Raw genomic sequence first — 13,745 nt, 5'->3', positions numbered from 1 at the left:
GCGTGGGAGCGGGCAAGCCCGCTCCCACGGATCCATCACTCGATGAAGGTGACCACGCCACCTTCCAGCGACTTCACCCGGGCCAGCGATTCGACGCGGTAGCCCTGGCTGTCCAGCTCGGCGCGGCCGCCCTGGAACGACTTCTCGATGACGATGCCCAGGCCGGCCACGGTGGCGCCGGCTTGCTTGATGATCGAGATCAGCGCCTGGGACGCCTTGCCGTTGGCCAGGAAGTCATCGATCACCAGCACGCGGTCGCTGCTGTTGAGGTGGCGCGGCGAGATGGCCACGGTGTTCTCGGTCTGCTTGGTGAAGGAATACACCGAGGCAGTCAGCAGGTTCTCGGTCAAGGTCAGCGACTGGTGCTTGCGGGCGAAGATCACCGGCACGCCGAGCTTCAGGCCGGTCATCACCGCCGGGGCAATTCCCGAGGCTTCGATGGTGACGATCTTGGTCACGCCGGAGTCGGCGAACAGGCGGGCGAACTCGTCACCGATCAGCTGCATCAGCGCCGGGTCGATCTGGTGGTTGAGAAACGCATCGACTTTGAGTACCTGGTCGGAAAGCACGATGCCTTCTTCGCGAATCTTCTGCTGCAGTGCTTCCACTGTGTGTCTCCGATGTAATGAGTGGCCTGTATGGCCGATTTGTAAGTCCAACTTCGGCGCCAGACTTCGTCACACTGCGTTGCCACTCCTCGCCGTAGCTGGGCTACGACTCGTCGTGTCGCCTTGTGTGCCGAACCCTGGCACTCGAATTTGAACTCACAAATCGGCCATACAAGCCACCGTGGCCGCAAATAGCGGCAAAGTTTAAGAATAATGGTTGATCAGCGTTTGAGCATTGCCCGGATATCGGCCAGGGCGTTGTTGCCGCGCGCGGCTTTCACTTCCACGGGCGCATCGTCCAGGCCTTCCCAGGCCAGGTCGTCCGGCGGCAGTTCATCCAGGAACCGGCTCGGTGTGCAATCGATGATTTCGCCGTACTGCTTGCGCTTGGCGGCGAAGGTGAAGGCCAGGGTCTGGCGCGCGCGGGTGATGCCCACGTAGGCCAGGCGGCGTTCTTCCTCGATGGTGTCGGCCTCGATACTCGAGCGGTGGGGAAGAATCTCCTCCTCCATGCCCATGATGAACACGTAAGGGAATTCCAGGCCCTTGGAGGCGTGCAGGGTCATCATCTGCACGCCCTCGGCGTTTTCTTCCTCTTCCTGCTGGCGCTCGAGCATGTCGCGCAGTACCAGCTTGCCGATTGCGTCCTCGATGGTCATGTCACCCTCTTCGTCCTTCTCGAGGGTGTTCTTCAGCGCTTCAACCAGGAACCAGACGTTGCTGATGCGGAACTCCGCGGCCTTGTCGCTGGCGGTTTGCTGGCGGATCCAGTTCTCGTAGTCGATGTCGCGGATCATCTCGTGCAGCGCGGCGATCGGGTCGTCCAGGGCGACTTTGTGGCGTACCCCGTCGAGCCAGTGCTTGAAGCGCTGCAGGCGTTCGGTGTAGCGAGCGTCGAGGTGCTCGCCCAGGCCCATCTCCTCGCTGGCGGCGTACATCGAGATACCGCGCTCGGTTGAGTAGTTACCGAGCTTTTCCAGCGTGGTCGAGCCGATTTCGCGGCGCGGTACGTTGATCACGCGCAGGTAGGCATTGTCGTCGTCGGGGTTCACCAGCAGGCGCAGGTAGGCCATCAGGTCCTTGACCTCCTGGCGACCGAAGAAGCTGTTGCCGCCGGACAGGCGATACGGCACCTGGTGGTGCTGCAGCTTCAATTCGATCAGCTTGGCCTGGTAGTTGCCGCGGTAGAGGATGGCGAAGTCGCTGTACGGGCGGTTGGTGCGCAGGTGCAGGGTGAGGATTTCCATGGCCACGCGTTCGGCCTCGGCTTCCTCGTTCTTGCAGCGGATCACGCGGATCTCGTCGCCGATGCCCATCTCGCTCCACAGCTGCTTTTCGAAGGCATGCGGGTTGTTGGCGATCAGCACGTTGGCGCAGCGCAGGATGCGGCTGGTGGAGCGGTAGTTTTGCTCGAGCATGACGATCTTCAGGGAGGGGTAGTCCTCCTTGAGCAGCATCAGGTTCTCGGGGCGGGCGCCACGCCAGGCGTAGATCGACTGGTCGTCGTCGCCGACCACGGTGAACTGGTTGCGCATGCCGATCAGCATCTTCACCAGCAGGTACTGGCTGGCGTTGGTGTCCTGGTATTCGTCCACCAGCAGGTAGCGCACGCGGTTCTGCCAGCGTTCGAGCACGTCGGGGTGTTCCTGGAACAGCTTCACCGGCTGCAGGATCAGGTCGTCGAAGTCCACCGCGTTGAAGGCCTTGAGCGTGCGCTGGTAGTGGGTGTAGACGATGGCCGCGGTCTGCTCGCGCGGGTTGCGCGCCTTTTCCAGGGCCTCGGGCGGCAGGACCAGGTCGTTCTTCCAGGCACCGATCATGTTCTTGATCTCGTCGATGCCGTCGTCGCCGGAGTATTCCTTCTGCATGATGTCCGACAGCAATGCCTTGATGTCGGACTCGTCGAAGATCGAGAACCCCGGCTTGTAGCCCAGGCGGTCATGCTCCTTGCGGATGATGTTCAGGCCAAGGTTGTGGAAGGTGCACACGGTCAGGCCACGGCCTTCCCCCGGACGCAGCAGGGTGGCGACTCGCTCCTTCATCTCGCGCGCGGCCTTGTTGGTAAAGGTCATGGCGACGATGTACTGGGCACGGATGCCGCAGTTCTGGATGAGGTGGGCAATCTTGCGCGTGATCACGCTGGTCTTGCCGGAGCCTGCACCGGCGAGCACCAAAAGAGGGCCGCCGACGTAGTCGCGGGCTTCCTGTTGCCGGGGATTGAGTCGGGACATGCTAGAAACCGGGGGTAACCAGAAAATAGCCGCGCATTCTAGCAGGCATGGGCTGGTTAATGCGCGACCGTCTGACGTTGTGATGCAGGGCGCGAATCGGATTTGCCGCATCTGCTACTTTCGCGCAGGATGCACGTCAGATTGCGTCGGGATGGCGGCCAGGGACAGGCAACGACTAAAAGTGAAAATCATTTCCAATTAATCGGGTAGGATTGCCCGCGCTCGCCGTTCCACCGCCCATGTCTAAGGAGCCCGCTTGTCCACGCCTGTCGAACCCCTGCGTTTGCTGCTGTTGGCTGATGAGTCGGAATGGGCCGTGCATTTGCGCGAGTGCCTGCAACCGATGGGTGGCAGCGTTGTGCTGCTGACTGCGCCGAACTGGGCGGCGGTGGACAGCCTGTTTGCCAATGACCGCCAGGCCGTGGTGTTGGCTACCCCCGAGCTGCAGCCTGCGCCGGGGCGTTGCGAGCTGCCGACCATCTTGCTGCTGGAGCAGGAGCCCCTCACTGCCCCGTTGGGCGCAAGCGACTGGCTGGTGCTGGCGCAGCTGACTACCGACACGCTGCGTCGTTCGCTGCGCCATGTGCGTGAGCGCGGCGTGCTGGTGGCCACTCTGCAGCGCCTGGCCGAACAAGACCCGCTGACCGGCATCGCCAACCGGCAAGGCTTCCAGGCCCTGTTGACCGCCCGCTTGGCTGAGAACGATGGCCGTGGCCTGGCCCTTGGCCACCTCGATCTGGACAATTTTCGCCACGTCAACGATGCCCTCGGCCACCAGGGAGGCGATCGGCTGATCCTGCAGGTGGTCGCCCGGCTGAAGCATCAGCTGGAGGCAAGTGACCAACTCGCGCGTCTGGGCAGCGACGAATTTGCCCTGTTGATCGACACCCGGCGCGATCCCAACCGCGCCGAGTGGATGGCCGAGCGCATCACCGAGGCTCTGACCGAGCCCTATTGGATCGATGGCGAAAGCCTGCTGCTCGGCTGTAGCCTGGGCATCGCCCATGCCCGCGCCCAGGCCGGCGCCGACCCACTGATGTGGCACGCGCACATTGCCATGCGCCAGGCCAAGAGCAGTCAGGGCTGTACCTTCCATGTGTTCAACGAGCGCATCAATCGCAACGCCCGCAGCCTGGCCGACCTAGAAAGCGAACTGCGCCGCGCCCTGCGTCGTGACGAGTTGGAACTGCACTACCAGCCGCGGCTCAACCTCGCCGACGGTCGTATCGTCGGGCTCGAGGCGCTGGTGCGCTGGAACCATCCCGAGCGCGGCCTGCTGGCACCGAGCGAGTTCGTGCCGTTGGCCGAGCAGAGCGGTTTGATCGTGCCTCTGGGTTACTGGGTGATCTCGCGGGCGCTGAGTGATATGCAGGCTTTGCGCGAGCGCGGCCTGGCACCGCTGCACATGGCGGTGAACCTGAGCTTCCGCCAATTCCAGGACAGCCAGTTGCTGGCAACCCTGAGCCGGCTGATCGTCGAGCACGGGGTCGATGCGCGCTGGCTGGAGTTCGAGCTGACCGAGACTGCCGTGATGCGGCGCAACGAGTTGGTGCGCCAGACCATGGATGCCCTCGGGCGGCTGGGGGTGCGCTTCTCGCTGGATGACTTCGGCACCGGCTTTTCATCGTTCGTGCACTTGAACAGCTTGCCGATCACCTTGCTGAAGGTCGATCGGAGCTTCGTCGGCGGCATGGAGCAACGCGAAGAGAACGCCAAGCTGGTCCACGCGATGATCAACCTGGCGCACAACCTCAACCTGGAGGTGGTGGCAGAAGGTGTGGAGAGTGAGGAGCAGCTGGCGCTGCTGCGGGCGTTCGGTTGCGACCAGGTGCAGGGCTTCCTGGTCAGTCGGCCGTTGCCGGTGGAGGCGTTGATCGAGTACCTGTTGCAGGTGCCGGCTCCGGGCCTGGTGCAGACCCTTTAGCCCCCATCGCCGGCAAGCCGGCTCCCATAGGTTTTGTGCCGTCCTTGTGGGAGGTGGCTTGCCGGCGATGCGCCGCGTCAGCGGCGCCTGTCGCCTTTGGATCAACCGGCGAGCATGCGCCCGGTCTCCTCCAGGTTCTCGTGCCAGCTCAGCGCCTCGCGCAGGATATGCGGGGTATGCCCGCCACGCTGGCAGGCGCGCTCGAAGTAATCGTTCAGCGCGGCGCGGTAGTCCGGGTGCACGCAGTTGTCGATGATCACCCGGGCGCGCTCGCGTGGCGCCAGGCCGCGCAGGTCGGCCAGGCCCACCTCGGTCACCAGGATGTCCACGTCGTGCTCGGTATGGTCGACGTGACTGACCATCGGCACCACGCTGGAAATCGCGCCGCCCTTGGCGATTGACTTGGTGACGAAGATCGCCAGGTGGGCGTTGCGGGCGAAGTCGCCCGAGCCGCCGATGCCGTTCATCATCTTGGTGCCGCAGACGTGGGTGGAGTTGACGTTGCCGTAGATGTCGAACTCCAGCGCCGTGTTGATGCCGATGATGCCTAAGCGACGCACGACTTCAGGGTGGTTGGAAATCTCCTGCGGACGCAGCACCAGCTTGTCCTTGTAGCGCTCCAGATTGCCGAACACATCGGCATTGCGTCGGCTCGACAGGGTGATCGAGCTGCCCGAGGCAAAGCTCAGCTTGCCGGCGTCGATCAGGTCGAAGGTCGAATCCTGCAGCACTTCGGAGTACATGGTCAGGTTTTCGAACGGCGACTCGATCAGGCCGCACATCACCGCGTTGGCGATGCTGCCGATGCCGGCCTGCAGCGGGCCTAGGTTGTTGCTCATGCGGCCGGCGTCCACCTCGCCCTTGAGGAAGGCGATCAGGTGGTCGGCGATGCCTTGGGTCTCGTGATCCGGCGGCAGCACGGTGGACGGCGAGTCCGACTGGTCGCTGATGACGATGCCAACGATCTTCGCAGGGTCGATCGGGATCGCAGTGCTGCCGATGCGGTCGTCGACCTTCACCAGCGGGATCGGCGTGCGGGTCGGACGGTAGGTCGGGATGTAGATGTCGTGCAGGCCTTCGAGGTTGGCGTTGTGCGACAGGTTGATCTCGACGATGACCTGCTTGGCGAAGATCGCGAAGCTGGCCGAGTTGCCCACCGAGGTGGTCGGCACGATATGGCCTTGCTCGGTGATCGCCACTGCCTCGATGACCGCGATGTCCGGCAGGGTCAGTTGCTTGTTGCGCAACTGCTCGACGGTTTCCGACAGGTGCTGGTCGATGAACATTACCTTGCCGTCGTTGATGGCCTTGCGCAGGGTGCTGTCGACCTGGAACGGCATGCGCCGGGCGAGTACGCCGGCTTCGGTCAGTTGCTTGTCCAGGTCGTTGCCCAGGCTGGCGCCGGTCATCAGGCTGATCTTCAGCGGCGACTGCTTGGCGCGCTCGGCCAGTGCGTGGGGCACGGCCTTGGCTTCACCGGCGCGGGTAAAGCCGCTCATGCCGACGGTCATGCCGTCCTCGATCAGGCCAGCGGCGTCAGCCGCACTCATTACCTTGCTGTGCAGGGAGGACAAGCGGATACGATCACGGTACATGGATTGTTATCTCAGGCTACTGAAGCTACTGGAAGCGCAGTCTAGAGATTTCGCCCGGTGCCGTCCCGCGACCATGGTCGTATGAGCGGCCCGGAAATAGAGCCGTTGATCTGGATCAGGCAAATGCGACAAACCCCGGAAATGGCTTCCCGGGGTTTGTCTTGTACAAGCGGTCGTGATGCGGTCCTTGGACCTATTCCACAGCCTTGACCATGTCCTCGATGACCTTCTTCGCGTCACCGAACACCATCATGGTCTTGTCCAGGTAGAACAACTCGTTGTCCAGGCCGGCATAGCCGCTGGCCATGGAGCGCTTGTTGACGATGATGGTCTTGGCCTTGAAGGCCTCGAGGATCGGCATGCCGGCGATCGGCGACTTCGGATCATTCTTCGCTGCCGGGTTGACCACGTCGTTGGCGCCCAGCACCAGCACCACGTCGGCCTGGCCGAACTCGGCGTTGATGTCCTCCATCTCGAACACCTGGTCGTACGGCACCTCGGCCTCGGCCAGCAGCACGTTCATGTGCCCGGGCATGCGCCCCGCTACCGGGTGGATCGCATACTTCACGGTCACGCCGTTGTGGGTCAGCTTCTCGGTCAGTTCCTTGAGCGCGTGCTGGGCGCGGGCCACCGCCAGGCCGTAGCCCGGGACGATGATCACGCTGTCGGCGTTGCTCAGCAGGAAGGTAGCGTCGTCGGCCGAGCCGGATTTCACCGGGCGCTGCTCTTTCGAACCCGTCGCGGCACCGGCATCGACGTCGGCACCGAAGCCACCGAGGATCACATTGAAGAACGAACGGTTCATCGCCTTGCACATGATGTACGAGAGGATCGCACCGCTGGAGCCGACCAGGGAGCCGGCGATGATCAGCATCGAGTTGTTCAGCGAGAAGCCGATACCGGCTGCTGCCCAACCCGAATAGCTGTTGAGCATCGACACCACCACCGGCATGTCTGCGCCGCCGATCGGGATGATGATCAGCACGCCCATGACGAAGGCCAGGGCCAGCATCAGGGTGAAGGCGCTGTAGTGGCCGGTGAAGGTGAACAGCAGCCCCAGGGCGATGGTCGCCAAGCCCAGGATCAGGTTCAACTTGTGCTGGCCGGCGAACTGTACCGGTGCGCCCTGGAACAGGCGGAACTTGTACTTGCCCGACAGCTTGCCGAAGGCGATCACGGAACCTGAGAAGGTGACGGCGCCAATGGCCGCGCCAAGGAACAGCTCGAGGCGGTTGCCGGTGGGGATCGGGTCGCTGATGGCGGCGACGATGCCCAGCGACTGTGGTTCGAGCACGGCGGCGATGGCAATGAATACCGCGGCCAGGCCGATCATGCTGTGCATGAAGGCGACCAGCTCCGGCATCTTGGTCATCTCGACACGCTTGGCCATGATCGAACCGGCAGTACCACCGACCAACAAGCCGACGATCACGTAGCCGATACCCGCGGTCGCAAGCTCGGCGCCAAGCTTATAGATGAGGCCAACTGTGGTGAGGATGGCGATGCCCATGCCGATCATGCCGAACAGGTTGCCGCGCCGCGAAGTGGTCGGGTGCGACAGGCCCTTGAGCGCCTGGATAAAGCATACCGAGGCGACGAGGTAGAGGAGCGTTACCAGATTCATGCTCATGCTTACTTCTGCCCCTCGTTCTTGGTTTTCTTCTTGAACATCTCAAGCATGCGGCGGGTGACCAGGAAGCCACCGAACACGTTGACCGCGGCCAGCGCCACCGCCAGGGTGCCCATGACCTTGCCGGCCGGGGTGACGGTCAGCGCGGCAGCCAGCATGGCACCGACGATGACGATCGCGGAAATGGCGTTGGTGACTGCCATCAACGGCGTGTGCAGGGCCGGGGTGACGTTCCACACCACGTGGTAGCCCACGTAGATGGCCAGCACGAAGATGATCAGGTTGTAGATGCCGTGAGAAATCAGCATGTCTTCCATTGTCGTGCTCCTCAGCCGTTCTTGCGCACGACCTGGCCGTCGCGGCACATCAGGCACGCGGCGACGATGTCGTCTTCGAGGTTGATGACCAGGTTGCCGTCCTTGTCGAACAGCAGCTTCATGAAGTCCAGCAGGTTGCGCGCGTACAGCGCCGAGGCGTCGGCACCGACCTGGGCCGGCAGGTTGGTCGGGCCGACGAGGGTCACGCCGTGCGCCATCACCACCTGGTCGGCCACGGTCAGCGGGCAGTTGCCGCCTTGGACCGCGGCCAGGTCGATGACCACCGAACCGGGTTTCATCTGCGCCACGGTCTCGGCGCTGAGCAGGGTCGGTGCCTTGCGTCCGGGGATCAATGCGGTGGTGATGACGATGTCAGCCTGCTTGGCACGCTCGTGCACGGCCTGGGCCTGGCGCTGCATCCAGCTGGCCGGCATTGGCCGGGCGTAGCCGCCCACACCTTCGGCGCACTCACGTTCCTCGTCGGTCTCGTAGGGCACGTCGATGAACTTGGCGCCGAGCGACTCGATCTGCTCCTTCACTGCCGGGCGCACGTCGGACGCCTCGATCACCGCGCCCAGGCGCTTGGCCGTGGCGATGGCCTGCAGGCCGGCCACACCGGCACCGAGGATCAGCACACGGGCGGCTTTCACGGTGCCGGCGGCGGTCATCAGCATGGGCATGAAGCGCGGGTAGTGGTGGGCTGCCAGCAGCACGGCCTTGTAGCCGGCGATGTTGGCTTGCGACGACAGCACGTCGAGGCTTTGCGCGCGTGAGGTGCGCGGTGCAGCCTCCAGGGCGAAGGCGGTGATGCCGCGCTCGGCCATCTTGGCGATCAGTTCGTTGTTGAACGGGTTGAGCATGCCTGCCAGCAGGCTGCCGCTGTTGATCAGCGTCAGTTCCTGATCACTGGGCGCGACCACCTTGAGCACCAGCTGAGCGCCGAAGGCGTCGGCGGCTTCGCCCAAGTTGGCGCCAACGGCCTCATAGGCACTGTCCGGAATGCTGGCCTTGAGCCCTGCCCCCCGTTGCACGGTGACCTGATGGCCCTGGCCAACCAATTTCTTGATGGTTTCCGGGGTCGCGGCGACCCTTGTCTCACCCGTCTGCGTCTCGAGAGGAACACCAATGTGCACGACTTTGTCTCCTGCGGTGACCTTTTGTCTTTATAGGAACCAGCGCACTTCGGGTGGTGCGGCTGGGTGGTCGTAGAGCACGACCCCGCCGGATCCGGGGCGGGGGAGGCATTTTGCAGACGAACCCGAGGGCCTTCAACCGGTTCTGAAGCGAAACGAAGTTAAAACTACAAGTCACCCTGTGACCGTATGTCGCAACGACCTGCCCTCGACCCGTCAAGCACGCGCTATGCGGAGCTTAGGAGAAAATTTGAAAAAAATTCCGCTATTTTCGTTCTCAGTTTGCTGAATGTCGCAAAATTAGCTGCAAACCCGCGCAGTAACTAGGGTTGCTAGGTTTTTCAGGGTGAACGGAACAGATTACGGATTTGCGACAAATCCATATATCTGTAGGTGTTCAAAATAATTGACTACGGGGTCAGCTTTGGCCGTTTCACCCTATTCCGTGGCGGTGTACTGTTGCGCCTGCGCCACCAGCCAGTCGCGGAACGCCCGTAGCGAGGCGGACTCGACCTTCCGCTCGGGGATCATCAGATGGTAGGCCTTGTCGCTGGAGAGGGCATGCCTGTTAGCGACCACCAGTCGGCCCTCCTGCAGCTCACGCTGGATCAGGAACGGTGGAATCAGCGCAATGCCCATGTCATGCATGGCGGCCTGGGCCAGCATCGAAAACAGCTCGTAGCGCGGGCCGGTCATGTCGCGTTCGACGCTCATCCCCAAGCCGTCGAACCATTGTCGCCAGGCATAGGGGCGGGTGGTCTGCTGCAGCAGCGGCAAGCCGGCAATGCGCTGGGCGTCGAGGCTGGCTTGCCCTTCCAGCAGGGAAGGGCTGCACACCGGCATGGGGTTCTCGCCCATCAGTCGGTGGGATTGGGTGCCCGACCAGTCTGCGTCGCCGAAGTAAATGGCGGCATCGAAGGGCGTGTCGGCAAACAGGAAGGGGCGGGTGCGGTTGGTCAGGTTGACCGTGACCTCGGGGTGACGCTGCTGGAAGTCCTTCAGGCGCGGCAGCAACCACTGGGTGCCGAAGGTCGGCACCACCGCCAGTTCGATGACATTGGCGCCTTGCTGGCGCATCACCGAAAGCGTGTCGCGCTCCACCGCATCCAGCTGTGCGGCTACCTGGCGGCTATAGGAGAGCCCGGCTTCGGTCAATTTCACGCCCCGGCGCGAACGGCGGAACAGTTCGACATTGAGGAAGGTCTCCAAGCTGCCGATCTGCCGACAGACGGCACCCTGGGTCAGGGCCAGTTCCTGAGCGGCCTTGGTGAAGCTCTCGTGACGTGCGGCCGCCTCGAAGCAGACCAGGGCAGTGGTGCTGGGAATCTTGCGGCGCATGTACGTGAACCTCACATGTCAGGCGTTGAGCAGGGCATTTTGATGATTACGAAGTGAGAAAATATCACTAAACGGTGCGCAATCCTCGTTTGTCCCTCACGCCAAACAGGCCTAGGATCAATCCAGCACAACAATTCGTTCCCATCTTTCGAGGAATCCGCACATGGCTGGCAAGGCAAGCTTCAACTGGATCGACCCGCTGCTGCTGGATCAGCAGCTCACTGAAGAAGAGCGCATGGTCCGTGACAGCGCCTATCAGTTCGCCCAGGACAAGCTGGCACCCCGTGTGCTGGAGGCGTTCCGTCACGAGCAGACGGATCCGGCGATCTTCCGTGAGATGGGCGAAGTCGGCCTGCTCGGCGCGACCATTCCCGAGCAGTACGGCGGCAGCGGCCTGAACTACGTCTGCTACGGCCTGATCGCCCGCGAGGTGGAGCGTATCGACTCCGGCTACCGCTCGATGATGAGCGTGCAATCATCGCTGGTCATGGTGCCGATCAACGAGTTTGGTACCGAGGCACAGAAGCAGAAGTACCTGCCAAAGCTGGCCAGTGGCGAATGGATTGGCTGCTTCGGCCTGACCGAGCCCAACCATGGTTCCGACCCTGGCTCGATGATCACCCGCGCCCGCAAGGTCGACGGTGGTTATCGCCTGAGCGGCAGCAAGATGTGGATCACCAACAGCCCGATCGCCGATGTATTCGTGGTCTGGGCCAAGGACGATGCCGGCGATATCCGCGGCTTCGTGCTGGAGAAAGGCTGGGACGGCCTCAGTGCTCCGGCCATCCATGGCAAGGTCGGCCTGCGCGCTTCGATCACCGGCGAGATCGTCATGGATAACGTGTTTGTGCCGGAAGAGAACATCTTCCCCGACGTGCGCGGCCTCAAAGGCCCGTTCACCTGCCTGAACTCGGCCCGCTACGGCATCTCCTGGGGTGCGCTGGGGGCCGCCGAGGCCTGCTGGCACACCGCTCGCCAATACACCCTGGATCGTCAGCAGTTTGGCCGCCCGCTGGCTGCCAACCAGTTGATCCAGAAGAAGCTGGCCGACATGCAGACCGAGATCACCCTGGCCCTGCAAGGCTGCCTGCGCCTGGGCCGGATGAAGGACGAAGGGACCGCGGCGGTCGAGATCACCTCGATCATGAAGCGCAACTCCTGCGGCAAGGCCCTGGACATCGCTCGCCTGGCGCGGGACATGCTGGGTGGCAATGGTATTTCCGACGAGTTCGGCGTCGCCCGCCACCTGGTCAACCTCGAGGTAGTCAACACCTATGAAGGTACTCACGACGTGCATGCGCTGATCCTTGGGCGTGCGCAGACCGGCATCCAGGCGTTCTATTAATAGAGGAGCCAGGCCATGGGCGCGCTTTCCCATCTGCGGGTGCTGGATCTTTCCCGGGTATTGGCCGGCCCCTGGTCCGGCCAGATCCTTGCCGACCTTGGAGCGGATGTAATCAAGGTGGAGCGCCCCGGCGCAGGTGACGACACCCGCTCCTGGGGGCCGCCTTTCTTGCGCGATGCCCAGGGCGAGAATACCAGCGAGGCGGCCTACTACCTGTCGGCCAACCGCAACAAGCGCTCGGTGACCATCGACTTCACTCAGCCCGAAGGCCAGCGCCTGGTGCGTGAGTTGGCGGCGAAGTCGGATATCGTCATTGAGAACTTCAAGGTGGGAGGGTTGGCGGCATACGGGTTGGATTACCAAAGCCTGAAGGCCATCAATCCGAAGCTTATCTATTGCTCGATCACCGGTTTTGGTCAGACCGGGCCGTATGCCAAGCGTGCCGGCTATGACTTCATGATCCAGGGGTTGGGCGGGCTGATGAGCCTGACCGGGCGCCCGGAGGGGGAGGAGGGTGCGGGGCCGATGAAGGTTGGGGTGGCGCTCACTGACATCCTGACCGGGCTGTATTCCACCGTGGCGATTCTTGCGGCCTTGGCGCATCGTGATCAGGCGGGCACAGGCCAGCATATCGACATGGCGTTGCTGGATGTGCAGGTTGCCTGCCTGGCCAATCAGGCGATGAACTACCTCACCACAGGCAACCCACCCCGGCGGTTGGGCAATGCGCACCCCAATATCGTGCCCTACCAGGACTTCCCGACGGCGGATGGCAATTTCATTCTCACCGTGGGTAATGACGGGCAGTTCCGCAAGTTTGCTGAAGTGGCGGGGCAGGCACAGTGGGCGGATGACCCGCGGTTCTCTACTAATAAGCAGCGGGTAGCCAATCGTGCGGAGCTGATTCCGTTGATTCGCCAGGCTACGGTGTTCAAGACCACGGCTGAATGGGTCACTGAGCTGGAGAAGGCAGGTGTTCCATGCGGGCCGATCAATGACCTGGCGCAGATGTTCCAGGACCCACAGGTATTGGCGCGTGGGCTGGCGGTGAATGTTCCACATCCGCTGGCGGGCAGCGTGCCGCAGGTGGCCAGCCCCATTCGGTTGTCGGAGACGCCGGTGGAGTATCGGCATGCGCCTCCATTGCTGGGGGAGCACACCGAGGCGGTGCTCATGGATGTGCTGGGGCTGAGCGGGGAAGCGGTGCAGAGCCTTCGGGGCGCAGGGGTGCTGTAATACGCGCTATAGATGTAAGAAGCGGGGCGGCCGGCAGGCCGCCCCGCTTTGCTTTTCAACAATCTGAAGGTTTTGTGAAATAAAGGTTGACGGGCTTTCAGATCCCCTTATAATGCGCCCACTTCCAGCGACATCGGAACGAAAAACTCCTTGAATATCAATGGGTTGATCGATCAAGAGGGTTGCGGAGGTGCTTCGGTCGTCAGATCGGCAGTGGTGAAAAAGGCAGTTGACAGCAGGTTGTAACGCTGTATGATTCGCCTCCCGCTACGAGAGATCGCAGCGAGTCAAGTGTTTGAAGTTGAACGGGTTTCTCGCAAAATACTTCAAAATAAACGCTTGACAGCCAATGAGGAAAGCGTAGAATGCGCGCCTCGGTTGAGACGAA

General features: G+C 62.6%; 10 protein-coding genes. 3 read left to right on the top strand and 7 right to left on the bottom strand.

Going from position 1 to position 13,745, the window contains the following annotated elements; all coding sequences use genetic code 11:
• Positions 1 to 35 precede the first annotated feature (35 nt).
• Together BMY03_RS08005 and rep are read right to left on the bottom strand one after the other, a co-directional pair.
• On the bottom strand, positions 36 to 608 hold the full coding sequence (locus tag BMY03_RS08005) for a xanthine phosphoribosyltransferase (protein ID WP_011536381.1): 573 nt from the start codon (positions 606 to 608) through the stop codon (positions 36 to 38).
• 221 nt (positions 609 to 829) lie between these two features.
• Positions 830 to 2,839 carry a DNA helicase Rep gene (rep, locus tag BMY03_RS08000; RefSeq protein ID WP_094010767.1) on the bottom strand — a complete coding sequence of 670 codons (2,010 nt, stop codon included), beginning with the start codon at positions 2,837 to 2,839 and terminating at the stop codon, positions 830 to 832.
• A gap of 256 nt (positions 2,840 to 3,095) precedes the next feature.
• Here rep and BMY03_RS07995 point away from each other — a divergent pair, with 256 nt between their 5' ends.
• Complete coding sequence (locus tag BMY03_RS07995; RefSeq protein ID WP_094010766.1) at positions 3,096 to 4,763, top strand: putative bifunctional diguanylate cyclase/phosphodiesterase; 1,668 nt, start codon at positions 3,096 to 3,098, stop codon at positions 4,761 to 4,763.
• A gap of 101 nt (positions 4,764 to 4,864) precedes the next feature.
• Here the strand turns inward: BMY03_RS07995 and BMY03_RS07990 are convergent, their stop codons facing one another.
• From BMY03_RS07990 to BMY03_RS07970, 5 genes are all read right to left on the bottom strand, one after another.
• Positions 4,865 to 6,358, bottom strand: a complete 1,494-nt coding sequence (locus tag BMY03_RS07990) for a succinyl-CoA:acetate CoA-transferase ScpC (protein ID WP_094010765.1) — start codon at positions 6,356 to 6,358, stop codon at positions 4,865 to 4,867.
• Between the two features lie 193 nt (positions 6,359 to 6,551).
• On the bottom strand, positions 6,552 to 7,988 hold the full coding sequence (locus tag BMY03_RS07985; protein WP_023631271.1) for an NAD(P)(+) transhydrogenase (Re/Si-specific) subunit beta: 1,437 nt from the start codon (positions 7,986 to 7,988) through the stop codon (positions 6,552 to 6,554).
• Positions 7,989 to 7,990: 2 nt separating this feature from the next.
• Positions 7,991 to 8,305, bottom strand: a complete 315-nt coding sequence (locus BMY03_RS07980; RefSeq protein WP_023631272.1) for an NAD(P) transhydrogenase subunit alpha part 2 — start codon at positions 8,303 to 8,305, stop codon at positions 7,991 to 7,993.
• An 11-nt stretch (positions 8,306 to 8,316) separates the two neighbouring features.
• Positions 8,317 to 9,438, bottom strand: a complete 1,122-nt coding sequence (locus BMY03_RS07975; protein WP_094010764.1) for a Re/Si-specific NAD(P)(+) transhydrogenase subunit alpha — start codon at positions 9,436 to 9,438, stop codon at positions 8,317 to 8,319.
• A 438-nt stretch (positions 9,439 to 9,876) separates the two neighbouring features.
• Positions 9,877 to 10,776 (bottom strand): LysR family transcriptional regulator, encoded by a 900-nt coding sequence (locus BMY03_RS07970; RefSeq protein ID WP_094010763.1) that lies wholly within the window; start codon positions 10,774 to 10,776, stop codon positions 9,877 to 9,879.
• 163 nt (positions 10,777 to 10,939) lie between these two features.
• Here BMY03_RS07970 and BMY03_RS07965 point away from each other — a divergent pair, with 163 nt between their 5' ends.
• A complete protein-coding gene (locus BMY03_RS07965) occupies positions 10,940 to 12,121 on the top strand; it encodes an acyl-CoA dehydrogenase (protein WP_023630017.1) in 1,182 nt (393 codons plus the stop codon).
• Positions 12,122 to 12,136: 15 nt separating this feature from the next.
• The gene (locus tag BMY03_RS07960) at positions 12,137 to 13,357 is read left to right on the top strand and encodes a CaiB/BaiF CoA transferase family protein (protein WP_094010762.1); all 1,221 of its coding nucleotides are present in this window, start codon (positions 12,137 to 12,139) and stop codon (positions 13,355 to 13,357) included.
• Positions 13,358 to 13,745 lie beyond the last annotated feature (388 nt).

The organism is Pseudomonas soli (assembly GCF_900110655.1).
GTDB classification, from domain to species: domain Bacteria; phylum Pseudomonadota; class Gammaproteobacteria; order Pseudomonadales; family Pseudomonadaceae; genus Aquipseudomonas; species Aquipseudomonas soli.
Note: the sequence above shows the minus strand (reverse complement) of the source record. Positions and strands in the feature narration are given on the sequence as shown.